The following is a 16,980-nucleotide window of genomic DNA, read 5'->3' on the forward strand; positions in this document are numbered from 1 at the left end:
TCTTAATAAAGATATTGACTTACTTAGGAGGAGAACATTATGGGATTCATTTGGTCATTAATCGTAGGTGGTATTATTGGTTGGATCGCAGGCATGATCGTAGGCCGCGATATTCCGGGTGGTATCATTGGTAATATTATCGCAGGTTTCATCGGTGGTTGGTTGGGTAACATGCTGCTGGGTCACTGGGGCCCGGAAATCGGTGGATTCTTCGTTATCCAATCGATTATCGGTGCAGTCATCCTGGTATTCATTGCTAGCATGATCTTCCGTTCGATGCGTCGCACACGCAGCTAATTACTGCTTACCTCGTTAATCGAATACACCATTCAGGAACAGCAACGTTCCTCAATAAAAAGCCCGCTCTTATGCAGAGCGGGCTTTTTGCTGTATAAGACGACCGGATAAATTTAACTAATCAAAATGTCAATCGCAGCGACCGGAAAAGGGTAATCATTAGGTATGCAAATCATAGAAAAAGGATGGTGAATATGAACCTTATTGATGGCTTGATACAATGGTATTATAACGTGCGCTGGATCGATCTGTTCGTATCCATCGTCATTTTGGTTTTATTTCTGTTATTTCGCAAGTTGTTTACCCGATATCTGTTTGCATTTGTAATCGGGCGCTTCAAAAATCATCCGGCACTGATTCGCTGGGCCGAAGCATTTGAGAAGCCGCTGCAGTATTTCTTTATCCTGATCGGTACATATGCGGCACTGCGCTACTTTATGCATGAGCAGTGGAGCTTTGTGATTGATATCAACCGGATTTATCGCAGCATCAGCGTGGTCCTGCTGGGCTGGGGATTCTATAATGTATCTGCTGCCTCTTCGATCCTGCTGGAAGGTGTAGGCAAGAAGTTCGGTCTCGATGCGACCAGCATGATTATTCCCTTCCTCTCCAAATTGATCCGGTTTATCGTGGTGGTGCTGGCGGTGACCAGCATCGGTGCAGAATGGGGATTCAGCATTAACGGGGTAGTCGCCGGTATGGGTCTGGGTACGCTCGCTATTTCACTGGCTGCCCAGGAATCGCTCAGTAACATCATTGCCGGGATCGTGATTATTCTGGAAAAGCCTTTTTCCAAAGGAGACTGGATCTCCACACCGGATATTGAAGGCATCGTAGAGGATATTACATTCCGCAGCTCCAAAATACGTACATTTACCGATGCTCTGGTGATTGTGCCAAATTCCAAGCTGGCGTCATCTGCGATTACGAACGGCAGCCAGATGGGCAAACGCAAAATCTTTTTCAATATCAAGCTGTCGCTGCAGACGCCGGGAGACCGTATTCAGCGAATCGTCGATCGTCTGACTGAACATCTGGAAAATGACGAAGCTGTCGCGCCAGGATCAGTGATGGTCAAATTCAATGAATTCTACGAAAGCAGTCTGGGGATTATGGTACAGTGCTTTACCAAATCCCCTGCCTGGGGAGACAATCTGGAGTACCGCCAGAAGCTGAATCTGCTGGTTATGCAGATTCTTCATGAGGAAGAAGCCAAATTGGCTTATCCTACCCATCGTGTACTCGTTCAAGAACCGGACAAAGCCTAATTGCATATTATTCTGCATAATAAAGAAGCAGCCCTATTTTATATACAGGGCTGCTTCTTTGCAGGTCTATAAGATGGAACGTCCTGTACTCCAGAATACGGGTGTATGGACGAATTCCTTGCAGAATTGCAGATATTTCATTTCCTAATGCCTGATGATACGAATAACAGCAAAGACTGCAGGAGATTAACGAGATAACGGCAGCCATTCCAGCACCCGCTGGATCTTGGTATCCCAGTAGCCCCATTCATGCTCTCCCGGCTCTTCTTCGTACGTTAGCGGAATATCCAGCTCCTTCATATGATCCCGGAAACGGATATTGTCTTCATATAAAAAGTCCTCGGTACCGCAGCATTGGTACAACTGTGGCAGTGAAGCAGTCCCTTTGTGGGATGCCAGCTGCTCTGCCAGATAAAACAGGTCATTGGAAGATCCTTTGACTTCTTCCGGCGAACCAAAAATCCGGCGCACCTCAAGCTCGTATTCTTCATCTCTACGATTATACATAGAAGTAATATCAGTCGCTCCTGATAGACTGGCAGCAGCTGCGTAACGCTCTGGCAGGCTCATACCCAGCTTGAGCGCTCCATACCCGCCCATGGACAGGCCGGCTACAAAACGGTCTTCCCGACGATTGGAGAAATGGAAAAACGATTCTGCCAGCCGTGGAAGCTCTTCGCTGACAAATGTAAAATACTTGCCCCCTTGCTGCATATCCGTATAAAAGCTGCGATGCACATCAGGCATCACGATAGCCAGCCCGTATGCCGCTGCGTAACGCTCTATCGATGTGCGGCGCAACCAGATCGTATGATCATCCGATAATCCATGCAGCAGATACAGCACAGGATGCTTGCCGCTGGCAGCATGGCCTTCCATACCGATCTGGGTATGCGTTTCCTGGGGAACAATAACGTTCATGGAAGTAGATAATCCCAGTACTTCCGAATAAAAACTACATTGCATCAATGCCATAATCGAATACCTCCCGAAGAAATGAAGTTGCTTTCATTACCATTTATTATCATACCTCTTTTTGATAATGAAAGCGATTTCTCATTTGGACATAATAATGGGCATGTTCCGGATAGGAACATGCCCTGATATGTAATTCGCGCTGTATACCATGGATCGTCTCCATTGTTATACAAAAATATTAATCTTTACGTGTAAACAGATTGCTGCAAGACTTTATATCTTATGTGTAGTCCTGAAAAGTCTATATTTATCCTCCGCCCACCTTACAAAAAGATGACGGTTATTTGATTAAACAGTGATCCTATTAGCGTCTTCTGTACGTAGTTACACTTGTAGTTGCTGCCATTTGAGCATTCAGCAGTTCCTGGAAACTTTGTCCGCCAGTATTTACACTGGTGTTGTCCGCTGTCATAGTTGCCGCTTGTGGTCTGAATTGCTGATGATTGTAGGGAGTTGCTTGATATACGCTTAAGTTGATGTTCATAACCTTTCACGCTCCTTTATGATAGTGGTTTAAGTTTCATTTATCCAGAAGTAGGAAGTGACTTCCTAGTGGGTTCCTATTGTTTCCTACGTGATACTTTAGTTAATTAAGTTATACCCTCTATTCTTCCTATTGAAAACATAAAATAGTCCCGTTTTTGGCAGTATTTTATAAATGATTCAGCGGTCCCAGTTTCGTCAAAAATCTCTCAACCTTACTTGGGATTAATTTTGTCATTATTTGACTATAACTAAAACCAAAGACCTACATATGTCGAAAAAAGCAGTCATATCAAGGCGATACCCATTTACATAAAATAAAATTAAAAGTATCGAATCTGCAACCTAATAGGAAGTGTACTCGTCTGTAGGAATAGGAAAGGCCAAAATCATAGTCTGGAGAGGGGAATAGGAAATGGGAATACAGCCTAAATGGCTGTCTCTTCTGACAGCTTCTGTGCTGACGCTTTCGATAAGCGGACAGGCACTGGCGGCAGATAGTACTTTTACGGATCTCCGTAATGTACAGGGACAGCAAAAGATCGAATCTCTCAAAGAACGCGGATTTGTCAGTGGAGTAACCGCTACCGAGTTCAAGCCGAATCAAACACTCAATGCCGCTCAGGGCATCCAGATGCTGGTGAACAGCTTCCAGTTGAGTCTGGCCCAGTTTACATTTATCAAGGCACCAAAAGCCAGCGATTCCTATACCAAGGTCAAAGACGGTGTATGGTACTCAGATGCTTTTATTATTGCAGCGGTTAATGGCGTTGAAGTGCCGCGCTCGGTGGATCCTGCGGCGGATCTGACACGGGAGCAGTTCACCAGCTACCTGATGCAGTCTATGGAAAAGGCAGGCAATCTGCCAATGATCAATATCAAGCCGGTCAAGATCGGTGACAGTGCCCAACTGACTCCTTCCTATCAGGGAGCAGTCCAGCGTTCCCTGGTCATGAACATCAACGAACTGGATGCCAAAGGAAACTTTGATCCCAAAGGTAAAATCACCCGCGCAGAAGCAGCAGTCATGATCTACAATGCGCTGGATTATCTGCAAAAGCATCCTGAAATGAGCCAGCCTGCAGCCGGCGCTGATCATGCAGCCCAGGAAGACACGGATGATACAGCATCAGGTGAGAGCACATCTCAATCCTGATCACGGATAGCAAAAGAACCCGACAGCCGGCAAATCGCCGCTGCGGGTTCTTTTTTGTGAATCGTTATATATGGACTATCCGTTTTGCCTATACTTTAGATACTTTTCTATGAGTAACCTCCAGCATTCGGAAATAGAAGAGTTCAACCTTTTTAGCTTAGTCAGATTACTAAAGTTCTCAGGCTAGCCTATTCCCCATCCTGCTATCTAGTCCGGCAGAACTTCCACCGCTTCCACTTCCTGATGTGCTGTACCCGTATGACTCTCCCACTCCTCGCGCAGAATGCCCATTCGGATCGAATCATAATACACTCCGTTATACAAACGGCATTTGCGCAGGCGTGCCTCCATCGTCATCCCCATCTTGTAGCCTACACCAATCATGCGCTCGTTGCCTGACCAGGTCGTATATCCGACCCTCACCAGCGGCATCGTGGTAAACAGGTGCTTCATCCACATCCGTATCGCCCGCGTACCATAGCCTCCACTCCAGTAGGAAGGAACAAATATAACGATGCCCATCTCCAGCCACAACGATGCCTCATGCTCCCAATAGTAGCTGATCAGTCCGACCAGTTCGCCATTGATTTCAATACCCCAACGGTTTGGACTGCGGAGCATACTCTCCTGCTGACCTGCACAGAATTGATCATAGGTGAGTGCAATATGTTCATAATAAGGAGCATCCCATTTTTTCCATTCGGGTGCTGCTTCCTTATAACCGATCTCCCACAGGCGGTACATATCCTGTTCTTCCATTGGACGTATACATACTTCTCCATCTCTATACATCAATAGCTCATCATCTCCGTTAGCCCATAGATTCTATACGTATTGTGCAAACCAGCCAGCTATCTGTTCCAGTCGCTGGATGCGCAGCTGTGGGTGGCCATTGCGGGACAGATTGTGATCGGCATCCGGAAAACGCACTAGCCGCGTCACCGCACCGAGCCGCTTGAGCCCGGTAAACCACTGCTCGGCCTGCTCTATCGGACAGCGCAGATCCTGCTCGCCATGCAGAATCAGAATAGGTGTCTTCACATTCTCCACAAAAGCCAGCGGCGAATGCTGCCACAGTGTCTCCAGCTTTTGCCATGGCGTACCGTCTATCTGATCTTCGGTAAAGTAAAAGCCGATATCGCTCACTCCGTAAAAGGAAATCCAGTTGGAGATCGAGCGCTGGGTAACAGCAGCCTTGAAGCGGTCGGTATGTCCCACAATCCAGTTGGTCATAAACCCGCCATAGCTACCGCCGGTTACACCGAGCCGGTCTTTGTCGATCCAGTCATAATGCTCCAGTACATAATCTGTCACTTCCATGAGGTCGCGATAATCACCACCACCATAGTCACCACGACAGGCATTTACAAATTGCTGACCGTAGCCCTGACTGCCACGTGGATTGGTGAATATGACTGCATATCCCTGGGAAGTGAGCAGCTGAAATTCGTGCATAAATGTAAATCCGTACATCATATGCGGCCCGCCATGAATCTCCAAAATAGCAGGCACCCGGTTATCGGCATCATATTCCTGCACCGGAGGCATCAGCCAGGCCTGCAATGGACGACCATCCACCGCAGTAAGCTCCAGCTCCTGCGGAACACTGAGCCGGAGCCCGGACAGCAGTTCATCATTCCAGAAGGTGAGCTGTTGTTCCTGCAGTTGTGTCGTATCGCGCAGGAACAGCTCGCCTGGCTGCATACTGTCGGCAGCAACGAAGATGATCTTGGCATCCGTAGTCAGGGTAAAGTAGTGGATATTCCGCTGACCATCCAATATAACCTGATGTCCTGAACCATCCACCGCTGTTGTGATCAACTGAACCGTTCCTCGTTCGGATAGCAGCGTATAAATGAACTGACCATCTGCACTGAATACCGGCTCTACAGTGGAAGATATACCCGTATCTCCTACCAGGTAATTGCCGATCAGCATATCGGAGTCCTGACACAGACAGGCAATCGTACCGTGCGGCACAGATAATTGGTACAGCCGGGTCAGGGTAGCATTATGATAAGACTGGTCGCTTGCAATAAAAGCGATCTGCTGACCGTCCGGTGACCATGCCAGCGAGATGATGCCGTATTCGTTCTGTGTCCATCGGTGCAGACCTTCACCGTTCACAGGAAGCGTATACAAATCGTTGTTCAGTGTAAAATCCGGGTCTGCTTCATCTGCAGATGGCATATGGGTAATAAAAGCTACACGCGTACTATCCGGTGCCCAGGCATAGCTCTGTACATCATAATCGCCTGTTGTGAGCCAGCGGCCCGAGCCATCCACCAGAGAATGCAGGTACAGATGGGTACGGCGTCCCTGCCATAACCCTTCGCCATCCCACTTGTATGTAATCCGGTCAATAACAACTGCCTTTTTGCCGGCAGGAGGCTGTGGAGATGCTGATTCCGATCGCTTGCTGTTTTCTGTTGTATGCTGTGTTGATACCTCTTCTTCTTTGTCCTCTTCTGCCAGCAGAAGCAGCCAGCTGCTATCCGGTGACCAGCTGAATGAAGCCACGCCGTGCTTCAGACTGGTCGCCGGATACGCTTCTCCCCCAGCTGCCGGCATGATCCATACCTGGGTATGATCATCCTTTTTACGCAGGAAAGCCAGCTTGCGGCCGTCTGGTGACCAAGCAGGAGAATGATCCCTCTGTCCTGACGTAAACCGGTAATCTCCGCTGCCATCCTGCCGGATCATGCGCAGATGGGATTCATAACCGTCGCGGTTATCATTGACCTGTCGACTGACATAGACTACCCACTCGCCTGACGGAGAAGCTGCCGGTTGTTCTATCCACTTGAACTGATATAGATCTTCTGCCTGTACATTTCGTTTGTCGCTCATACCCATCGTCTCCTTTCGGGGTGCTGTCCGGTAATGGATTTGTTAGCTTCTTCCAGCTTCACCCTTATATGCATAGTAGCGTAGAGTGCCCGCTTCCGCAATGTAACGAACGATGTAAATATGCACACAATCACACGGTCTTCTGCTAACTGTGTATACTGCTTCTTTTGGCATACCAAAAAACCGGAAGCAGCAGCGGGCATCCTATCTATCCTGCCAACTGCGTCTTCCGGAATGTATAAACGGTCAATCCTAAATAAAAAGAACAATAAATAAAAACGACAATAATTAACAATCAACTCGGTACCAAAGCATTGCTTTTTATATAAATACTTTGCTAATTCGGATTTTGCGTTCTCTGGATAGGTCGATAAACTGCTTGTCCGTCTGAATAAGCGGACGGAACATATCGGTCTGGTTGGCGAGCACGATCATACCATTTTCTCCATTATCCAGCTGAACTTTTTTGCCGACCAGATTGGGAGACATATGATGAATCAGCGCCTGTACTGGCTTTTCGTGCAGCTTGGAGAATCCAAGTTCATAAATATTTTGTAAAATGCTTACCAGTCCCTGCTTGCTGCCGTCACTGCTCGCAGAAGTCATATTCACAAATTCGTCCGCTACCGAGACAATCCGGGTATAGGCATGAATCCCGTTTTTGTACAGGCGCTGCGGATATCCGGTGCCATCATTACGCTCGTGATGCTGGAGTGCGACAAGTGCGGTTGTTTTATCATTGAGAGATTCCATAATCAAATCGTATCCGTACTGGGTATGCTTTTTCAGTTCTTTGCGCTCCGATTCGTTCATGCTCTCGCGATCCGAACGTATAATGGAAGGAAGACGGCTTTTACCGATATCATGCAGATAACCGGCACGACTGATCCGGTAGCACTCTTCTTCGGAATAACCAAGCCAGTCAGCAATGTAATAACTGAGCAGACCTACTTTGAGTGAATGACTGTAGATATGGTCATCTTCGGCTTCGAGCATCAGCAGCAGTGAGACAATATCATTTTGTCCATTCAGATTCAGCAGCAGCGGCTCCATCAGATGATCTGCCAGTTCGGCACTGAATTTGCCTTTAGTCAGCGCTTCCAGAAAAATGGACTGATAGGTCTGCAGAGATTGTTCGACGCTCTGCTTGAGCCGTGCCGGAAGACCGATCAGATCCTGCTCTGCAGGTGATTCTGCAAACGCTGCTGTTCCCTGCGAGGAAGCGACATCCACATAGTCCAGTTGATGGCGCGTGAGCAGCCTGATATCTTCATCGGTCAGTTGTGTTCCTTGTTTTAAGAGAGGAACGCCCTGACGATTAAAGGCATCTGCAAGCAGTGTGTCTCCCTGCTTGAGATCAAAAATATGGATTAACAATAGTACCCCTCCGTTTATGTATACCTGCCATCTTGTTGCTATTCAATTGGTCCTGCATTATGTAGAGCAGATATCCGTGAAATATAATTGTTATCGGCAAATGAAGCCTCTAATTATATAGCACTTACTGCTTAATAATGGAGTGGTTATCTGCATAATTGTGTAAATCTGCTCTCGATGGAACCAGAAAAAGCGAAACGGACATTCCGCTTCGCTTTTCCATTGTTCTGTTATCTGTTAGTTACAGCCTGCGGATCAGTCTCCGATCAGCTGTACCCGCTTATCATGATCGGGGTCTTCCACCAGATTAATCTGACGATCGAATATAATGGTGGTCCGGTCATGCTTTTTGTAATCGCCCCATGGGATTTCCATGGTCGCTGGTGTTGTCGTATGGGCAAAGGTAATCCATGCTTTTTGCATTTGTACCGCCAGATTGGTAGTCAGCTCATCCGGCTGAATTCCGATATGTCTCAGCAGCGGCAGATTATTGAATACAAAGGCTATCTCTGCTGCATGGGTAGCTGTTCCAAGCCATGGATGACCCGGCTGGCTCCAATCAAAACGATACATCCACACCGGTCCATGATTGATTTGGGCCTGTGCATATCGTACAGCGGAACGCCAGAAGAACAGATCGGTCATAATCTGTGCCTGTCCCTGTACCGTCATCGGATACTGGTCTACCAGATGATCGCCATTGAGTCCGGTCATCATTTCCAGTGCACCGCTAATCTGCTCGCGGGACATGATCGGCGAAGATTGATTAATAAACAATGAGCCTTCATCCTGGTTGGTCCCGATAATAAGGGCAATATCCTTGGCTGCTCCATTCTCGATAGCCACAACCGGCTCTACCGGCAGTGTCTGCGGATGGATCACTGGCTGGAACAGCAGCGACAACGTATTACCCTGCCCCGACTGCCGCAGACGATCCGCTGCCTGCAGCAATTCTGCTGTAGACGCCGACTGCAGCACCGATAGATCATCCGGGCTGCCGCCCAGCTCTTGCAGATAACTATCTGCTATTCGCTTGGCCGCTTCGGGCGGCAGTACCTGGGAGGCGCCGCTCTGCATAATAGCTGCGCGGAACAGTCCTTTGGCTGACGGCATCGCCAGCAGGGCACCTATACTCATCGCTCCTGCAGATTCGCCAAATATCGTAACCTTCTCCGGATCTCCGCCAAAGGCTGCAATATTGCTGCGTACCCATTCCAATGCTGCGATCTGGTCAAGCAGTCCAAGATTCGCTGCATAGGCATTGCCATAAGAAGACAAATCCAAAAATCCGAGCGGCCCCAGACGATAATTGATTGTTACCACGATCATATCCCCGTTTACCGCAAGCGAGGTTCCATCGTAGATCGGCAGACTGCCTGCTCCCGTTACAAAAGCGCCTCCGTGAATCCATACCATGACTGGCCGCTTTTCGGTGGATTTGTCGGATGCCCATATATTCAGATACAGACAATCTTCAGACTGTACCGGACGTGCATTGGATGGTCCAAACATGCTGTTTTCCAGCTCATTGCCGGGCTGCGGACAGACCGGACCGAACCGGGTCGCTTCCCGCACGCCTTCCCATGGCTGTGGTGGACGAGGCATATGAAACCGCAAATCTCCAACCGGAGGCTCGGCATACGGAATGCCTCTCCATATAACTGCGCCATTCTCCCGTACACCCTGCACTTCTCCATATTGAGTACGAATTTGAGTCGTTTCCATTGCCAATCTCCATCCTTCCGTCTGCTATGATTGGTACATTGCACCCTGATTCCTGCATGAATGCACATGCCTGTACCGTATTTGCTATTATGAAATCGTTAAGTATACTAATTACCCCTCTCCCTTCATTAAACAGAACCGGCCTTTCTGCCACAATATTCGGCAAATCGAACAATATGACAGAATCAGACTTTCCGAGCGGTAAAATACGCTTTGCGTAACCTGCTTCCTTTCTGCAAATACGGAATTGACATGATATACTGGACATACATAGTATTCCCCAAGGAGGTTCAAATCAATGATCACCAGAAAGGCACGACCAGAAGATGCAGCTGCTGTAGTTCCGTTGATTTATGATGCTATTGGTGAGATTGCCTATGCACTGACAGGTACGGAACATGCAGACGAGGCGATATTGGTTATGGAGCAGCTGTTTCGCAGTACAGGCAACCGGCTCAGTTACGAGAATGTGATCGTTACCGAACAGGACGGCCAGGTAGCAGGCTTCGTACTCTCTTATCACGGCAAAGATATCGACCGGTTGGATACTCCAATTATCCAGCGATTGCAGCAGCTCGGTAAGCAGGCAGACGATGTAATTCCGGAAGCGCATCCTGATGAATATTATCTGGATTCTATCGCTGTTCATCCTGCTTTTCAGGGACAGGGAATAGGTTCCCGGCTGATCGCCAGCTTTGAACAACTGGCTGCAGAGCAAGGATATGATCGGTTGCTGCTGATTGTGGATGTAGATAATAGCAAAGCCAGATCTCTTTATGAACGGCTCGGTTATACAGAAGATGGAATGATTCATATCCGCGGACACGCCTATCATCGGATGGTCAAGCAGCAGCCCGTTACATAAGCTTGCGAACAGGCAGATGCATGGTACATGCAGGCAGCTAGCTGCACGGTATGTATATTGTTTTCGTTTTTTATATGAAATAAAAATTTCAACCGGACACTTGCAGTGTTCGGTTGTTTGCTGTTTCTGTTTAGTGAAGGATTGTTACGTTTAACCATTCATTAGGAAGAATATAGCAATAGTATCTTTATTTTCTTATCATATTTCGTCCAATATTATTTTTATATTATATGAACGGGAGGCTGACATATGAACGCACCATCCTGGAAAGAATCCGTGATCTATCAGATTTATCCACAGAGCTTCAAGGACAGCAATGGCGATGGCTGGGGAGATTTGCAGGGTATTATTTCCAAAATCGATTACCTCGTCAAACTGGGAGTCGATATTGTCTGGCTGGGACCGGTATGTGAATCGCCGATGGTCGATAACGGTTATGATATCAGCGACTATCAGCAGATTCATCCCCGCTATGGCACGATGGAAGACTTTGAACAGCTGCTGGCCAAACTTCATGAGAACGGTATCAAACTGATTATGGATCTGGTCATCAACCATACTTCGGATGAACATCCATGGTTCCAGCAGGCTATAAGTTCCAAGGACAGCCCTTACCGGGATTACTACATATGGAAAGAACCGGGAGCGGATGGACAGGAACCGAATAACTGGAAGTCTTTTCTGAATGAATCAGCCTGGACGTATGATGAGCCGAGCGGCGAATATTATCTGCATCTATTTGATCGCAAGCAACCGGATCTGAACTGGGACAATGCGCATATGCGTCAGGAACTGTACACAATGATCCGCTGGTGGCTGGACAAAGGTATCGATGGATTCCGTCTGGATGCGATCAATATGATCTCCAAAGACCCACAGCTGCCGGATGCTCCGGCTGATGCACCTCACCCGCCAGGACAGGAATTTTACAAAAATGGTCCACATATTCACGAATACCTGCAGGAAATGCATGAGCAGACTTTCTCCCGCTATCCCGATGTAATTACGCTTGGCGAAGCGCCTTCGGTAACGATGAATGAAGTAGTGCGTTATACTGCTCCTGAACGTCATGAGATGGATATGGTGCTCGCTATGGATCTGATCCGCATCGGCAAAGACCCGAAAGATGCCTGGGGTTCACAGGAATGGTCTATTCGCGAACTCAAAAAATCGGTTAGCGACTGGTATGCCGGTGTATTCGGCAAAGGAGGATATGCTCTCTATCTCAGCACTCACGATCATCCACGTATTATGCCGGATCTGCTCGGTGCCGATGAACACGAGATTACTGCTGCCAAGCTGATTGCTACTTTTCTCCATACGATTCCGGGTACACCGCTTATTTATCAGGGAGAGGAACTGGGCCTGGGCAATACCACATATAACCAAATCGAAGACTACCGGGATGCCGGTACTCTCGCTTATTATGAACAGGCGCTGCGGGAAGGACTGTCATCCGAGCAGGCACTTGCCCGTATTCATCGTCGCAGCCGGGATGGAGCACGTTCTCCAATGCCGTGGGATGACAGCAATGAATATGCCGGCTTCAGCACTGTAGAGCCGTGGATCCATCTGCCGCCTGCTGCCAAGCTGGAAGGCAAACGGGTCAGCGAGCAGGAGAATCATCCGGATTCGGTATTCTACTACTATCGCCAGCTGATCCAGATGCGCAAGCAGAACCCGATGATGTCCTATGGATCTTTCCAGCTGCTGCTGCCGGAGCACGAGGAGATTTTTGCTTTTACCAGAGAGTGGGAAGACGAGAAATGGCTGGTCGTGCTTAATTTTGCCGATCATGAAGTCAATATCGATTGGAGCGGTGAAGAAGTAGAATGGGCGGATCATATGATCAAGCTGCACGGTAACTATACCAAGTTCTCTCGCCCTGTAGACCGTGAAGATGAACATACAATGGCAGAGCTGCAGCAGCTGCGTCCGTACGAAGCACTGATTTACCGGATGTAAGCTTATTGAAGATAAAATATGAATATACAAAAGCTCTGCCGCATATGTCCTGTTATCGATACAGGGACATAACGGCAGAGCTTTTTTGGGCATTTCTGCATTTTTTACAGCGATGATGTCATACGTAGTTGGTATATGTAAGTAGGTATTACACAAAAAGCAGCATCGGCTATTCACCCCGCTGCATATGGTTACTGAATTGCCATACGCGGCCGGACTATAGTGCCTTGGACATCTGATAATCGGTAATTACATAACCCGATTTTTGATAGACATGCAAAGCGCGCTGATTATGACCGAACACATGCAGTCCGATACGCACAGCTCCCTGCTGGATTGCCAGTTCATCCAGAGCTTTCATCGTTTCCTGCCCATATCCTTTGTTCTGGTTACCATCATAGATCAGGATATCGTACAAAAAGGCTTGTTTCCCTTTGGGAGTATCTGTAATATTCATCCATACATGTCCTATAGACTTCTGCTGCTCTGTATCGAATACGCTGTAAATAAAAGCACCTTCCGTATCGGCTCCATTCGGCAGATATTTCTGAAATGACTCGGCTGCCCGATCCATCGCTTCCTCTTCTGTCCATTCTCCAGCAGCTACTTTCTCGGCGGCATAATCAGTGGTAGACAGATGATAAAACTCGGTATACTGTTTGTCGTCCATCGGAATTAATTCAATCATTCTCTGATCTCCTCTCGTTGTATTGAACATGGCTGCAATCATACTGTTCTATCAGGTTCTTTTCTATTTTACCTGCTTAGGTGATTGAAGTCGAATCTTTACAGGTCAGCGCTGCTATACAATGCAATACCTGGAATGAATGGCAGCAACTCAATACAGACCGGTAGCTGGACATGATATGACCATATCCAGTTGCCGGTCTGCATATATATTACAATTATAGATCTTCTACAGGCTCACTGGTCATGCCCTTCTCCAGCATACGCTGCTGAAAAGCACTGATATCTTCATAATCCTCGGCAAATTTGCGCGAAATACGAATATAAATAGGTAGCAGTTCGCGATAAATAGCCGCGTGTTCCTTATACGGCTTATGCTCGTAGGTGGTACCGATCATCTTGGATACTTCATCCAGAGAATCGATCCGCTTCAGGGCATATAGACCGAGCACAGCTGCGCCCAGACAGGAGCTCTCGATACTTTCCGGCACGATTACCCGCTGATCGAAAATATCGGCCATCATTTGACGCCATAATTCAGAGCGTGCAAATCCGCCGGTTGCGTGGATTTTCTGAGGTACGCCGATCTGTTCTTCCACAGCCAGCATAACAGTATAGAGATTAAACAATACACCTTCCAGCGCGGCACGGATCATATGCTCTTTTTTGTGATGCAGGGCAAGCCCAAAGAATGAACCTCGTGCATCGGGATTCCATAGCGGCGCTCTTTCCCCAGACAGATAAGGATGGAACAGCAGTCCATCTGCACCCGGACGTACTTTCTCGGCAATACGGGTCAGTACATCATAGGCACTCAGGCCAAGCCGCTTGGCAGTCTCTACTTCGGAAGCAGCAAATTCATCCCGAATCCAGCGGAAAATAATACCTCCATTATTGACTGGTCCGCCAATGACCCATTTATCCTCGGTCAGTGCATAACAGAAAAATCTTCCTTTGGGATCGGTTACCGGCTTGTCCGTGACAGTACGAATCGCGCCGCTCGTACCGATCGTCACCGCAACGACACCGGGATCGATCGCGCCTACGCCCAGATTGGATAATACGCCGTCGCTGGCTCCCAGTATAAAAGGTACGGCAGAACTGAGTCCCATCTCCGCAGCATAAGTCTCATGCAGTCCGTTCATCACGTGAGTAGTCGGTACCAGCTTCGACAGATGCTCCCGCGTAATCCCTGCTGTCGATAATGCCTCTTCATCCCAGTCCAGCTGCTGGAGATTCATCAGACCGGTCGCCGAAGCCATGGAATGATCAGCTACATACTCGTCAAATAGCTTCATAAATACATATTCCTTGATCGAAATATATTTGTAGGCTGAATCGGCAATCTCGGGATGCTCCCGCGTAATCCACATAATCTTGGTCAAAGGAGACATGGGATGAATCGGCGTACCGGTACGCATGTACAGTTCATGACCTTTTTTCTCATTTTTTAGTTGTTTGAAATAAGCAGCACTGCGGTTGTCTGCCCAGGTCATGCACTGGGTTAGCGGCTTGCCGTCTTTGCCAACGACCAGCATGCTGTGCATCGCCGAGCTGAAAGAAACAAACAGAATATCTTCTGGTCCTCTGCCGCTCTTGTCCATCGCCTGGCGAATAGAGTCGATCACTGCCCGGAACAGTTGGTCCGGGTCCTGCTCGGCTACGGATGGGACAGGTGTATGCAGTGGATATTCCACGGCTCCCTGAGAGACGATTTTGCCTGATTCTTCAAACAGAACTGCTTTGGTACTGGTCGTTCCAATATCTACACCGATCATAAATTTGGTTTCACTCATACTCGTCTACCTACTTTCCGTCATAAATTCATAAGTATTATTCCGTACTCGAATTGTCTATCTGAACAGTTATTTCTCTATACCATTATATTCAATACAAAAATGATAATAAAAGCGACCAGGGAAAGGAGCGTCTCCATCACAGTCCAGGACTTCAGCGTCTGCGGTACAGACATATTGAAGAACTCCTTGACCATCCAGAAGCCGGCATCATTCACATGGGACAAAATCAGTGATCCTGCACCGGTAGCCAGTACGACCAACTCTACATTGGCTCCCGGTGTCAGCGCCAGTACAGGCGCTACAATGCCTGCTGCGGTCGTCATGGCGACGGTAGCCGAGCCGGTAGCCACGCGGATCAGAGCCGCTACCAGATAAGCAAACACTACCACATTCACATGAGCGGCAGTAGCCACACTGGCAATAGCCTCCCCTACACCGCTATCGATCAGTATTTGCTTGAACGCACCGCCTCCGCCAATAATCAGAATAATCGAAGCGGTCGGTGCCAGACATTCACTGGTGAATTTGGAGATATCCTCTTTACTGAATCCCTGGGCAAATCCAAGAGAGAAAAAGGCAAATACTGTCGCAATAAACATCGCCACCACTTCATTGCCGATAAAACGGAAAAACATCGCCAGACCGCTGCTGCTCTCCGGCGCAGCAATCTCGACAATCGAACCGGTCAGCATCAGAATCACCGGCATCAGAATCGTCAGCATGGTCAGACCGAATCCGGGCAATAACCGTTCCGATTGATCCGGACGATGCGATGTAAACTGCTCGGACAGTCCCTGCGGAGGATGTACCACAATCCGGTTACCGATATATGTACCAAACAGCGGGCCTGCAATAATAGCAGTCGGTATACCGACAATCAGCGCATACATAATCGTCATTCCGATATTGGCGCCAAATGCATCAATCGCGATCATCGGCGCAGGATGCGGCGGCAGCAGACCATGTACAGTCGATAGCCCGGCAAGCATCGGTATCCCAACTTTGAGAAGAGATATATTCGTTTTGCGGATAACCGTAAACAGAATAGGAATCAACAAAATAATCCCTACCTCAAAAAAGACTGGCATTCCGACAATCAGACCCACGATCAGCATCGCCCACGGTATACGCTTCTCGCCAAACCGGTTAATCAACGTATTGGCAATCTGCTCTGCTCCGCCGGATTCGGCCATCATTTTGCCGAGCATGGTACCCAGACCGATAACGATAGCGATCGAACCAAGAGTGCCTCCCAGTCCGCTTTGTACGGAATCGACTACATCCAGCGGCTTCATCCCGATAATCAACCCGAGAAATAACGAGGCCATCAGCAGTACAACAAAAGGATTCCATTTAAACTTGGCAATCATCACGATCAAAATAACAATCGCCACCAATGCCCATAGGAGCAATGTGGCTTCATGACTCAGTCCAAAAAGAGAATACATGCGCTTCTTCCTCCTGTCCGCTCACCATGATAGGTATGAATCTTTTCCTTATTAACCTGTTTTCGATATTTTTCAAACGATA

14 protein-coding genes are annotated in these 16,980 nt (G+C 47.9%); 5 read left to right on the plus strand and 9 right to left on the minus strand.

Going from position 1 to position 16,980, the window contains the following annotated elements:
- The first annotated feature begins 39 nt into the window (after positions 1-39).
- Together AR543_RS19440 and AR543_RS19445 are read left to right on the plus strand one after the other, a co-directional pair.
- Positions 40-297: a GlsB/YeaQ/YmgE family stress response membrane protein gene (locus AR543_RS19440; protein WP_060536044.1), complete on the plus strand. Its 258-nt coding sequence runs from the start codon at positions 40-42 to the stop codon at positions 295-297.
- A 194-nt stretch (positions 298-491) separates the two neighbouring features.
- Positions 492-1,565: a mechanosensitive ion channel family protein gene (locus tag AR543_RS19445; protein ID WP_060536045.1), complete on the plus strand. Its 1,074-nt coding sequence runs from the start codon at positions 492-494 to the stop codon at positions 1,563-1,565.
- Between the two features lie 186 nt (positions 1,566-1,751).
- Here AR543_RS19445 and AR543_RS19450 read toward each other — a convergent pair whose 3' ends face one another.
- Positions 1,752-2,540, minus strand: coding sequence for an alpha/beta hydrolase (locus tag AR543_RS19450; RefSeq protein WP_060536046.1), 789 nt, complete (start codon positions 2,538-2,540; stop codon positions 1,752-1,754).
- A 307-nt stretch (positions 2,541-2,847) separates the two neighbouring features.
- Positions 2,848-3,027, minus strand: a complete 180-nt coding sequence (locus AR543_RS19455; RefSeq protein ID WP_017813526.1) for a hypothetical protein — start codon at positions 3,025-3,027, stop codon at positions 2,848-2,850.
- A 414-nt stretch (positions 3,028-3,441) separates the two neighbouring features.
- Here AR543_RS19455 and AR543_RS19460 point away from each other — a divergent pair, with 414 nt between their 5' ends.
- Entirely contained in the window at positions 3,442-4,182 is a 741-nt protein-coding gene (locus tag AR543_RS19460; RefSeq protein ID WP_060536047.1) for an S-layer homology domain-containing protein, read from the plus strand.
- A 207-nt stretch (positions 4,183-4,389) separates the two neighbouring features.
- Here AR543_RS19460 and AR543_RS19465 read toward each other — a convergent pair whose 3' ends face one another.
- The 4 genes from AR543_RS19465 to AR543_RS19485 form a co-directional block, all read right to left on the minus strand.
- Positions 4,390-4,974, minus strand: coding sequence for a GNAT family N-acetyltransferase (locus tag AR543_RS19465; RefSeq protein ID WP_060536048.1), 585 nt, complete (start codon positions 4,972-4,974; stop codon positions 4,390-4,392).
- 33 nt (positions 4,975-5,007) lie between these two features.
- Positions 5,008-7,032, minus strand: a complete 2,025-nt coding sequence (locus AR543_RS19470; RefSeq protein ID WP_060536049.1) for a S9 family peptidase — start codon at positions 7,030-7,032, stop codon at positions 5,008-5,010.
- Positions 7,033-7,353: 321 nt separating this feature from the next.
- Positions 7,354-8,409, minus strand: a complete 1,056-nt coding sequence (locus tag AR543_RS19480; protein ID WP_060536051.1) for an HD-GYP domain-containing protein — start codon at positions 8,407-8,409, stop codon at positions 7,354-7,356.
- A 255-nt stretch (positions 8,410-8,664) separates the two neighbouring features.
- Positions 8,665-10,134 carry a carboxylesterase/lipase family protein gene (locus AR543_RS19485; protein WP_060536052.1) on the minus strand — a complete coding sequence of 490 codons (1,470 nt, stop codon included), beginning with the start codon at positions 10,132-10,134 and terminating at the stop codon, positions 8,665-8,667.
- A gap of 298 nt (positions 10,135-10,432) precedes the next feature.
- Between AR543_RS19485 and AR543_RS19490 the strand changes: the two genes are divergently transcribed.
- Entirely contained in the window at positions 10,433-10,999 is a 567-nt protein-coding gene (locus AR543_RS19490) for a GNAT family N-acetyltransferase (protein ID WP_060536053.1), read from the plus strand.
- 249 nt (positions 11,000-11,248) lie between these two features.
- Positions 11,249-12,964 carry a glycoside hydrolase family 13 protein gene (locus AR543_RS19495; RefSeq protein ID WP_060536054.1) on the plus strand — a complete coding sequence of 572 codons (1,716 nt, stop codon included), beginning with the start codon at positions 11,249-11,251 and terminating at the stop codon, positions 12,962-12,964.
- A 217-nt stretch (positions 12,965-13,181) separates the two neighbouring features.
- On the opposite strand, the gene AR543_RS19500 is transcribed toward AR543_RS19495, so the two are convergent.
- The 3 genes from AR543_RS19500 to AR543_RS19510 all read right to left on the minus strand — a co-directional run bounded on the left by AR543_RS19500 (position 13,182) and on the right by AR543_RS19510 (position 16,898).
- Entirely contained in the window at positions 13,182-13,652 is a 471-nt protein-coding gene (locus AR543_RS19500; protein ID WP_060536055.1) for a GNAT family N-acetyltransferase, read from the minus strand.
- 217 nt (positions 13,653-13,869) lie between these two features.
- Positions 13,870-15,447, minus strand: coding sequence for a gluconokinase (gene gntK, locus AR543_RS19505; RefSeq protein WP_060536056.1), 1,578 nt, complete (start codon positions 15,445-15,447; stop codon positions 13,870-13,872).
- A 77-nt stretch (positions 15,448-15,524) separates the two neighbouring features.
- Positions 15,525-16,898, minus strand: coding sequence for a GntP family permease (locus AR543_RS19510; RefSeq protein WP_060536057.1), 1,374 nt, complete (start codon positions 16,896-16,898; stop codon positions 15,525-15,527).
- Positions 16,899-16,980 lie beyond the last annotated feature (82 nt).

Origin of the sequence: Paenibacillus bovis (genome assembly GCF_001421015.2) — a bacterium.
Lineage (GTDB): Bacteria > Bacillota > Bacilli > Paenibacillales > Paenibacillaceae > Saccharibacillus > Saccharibacillus bovis.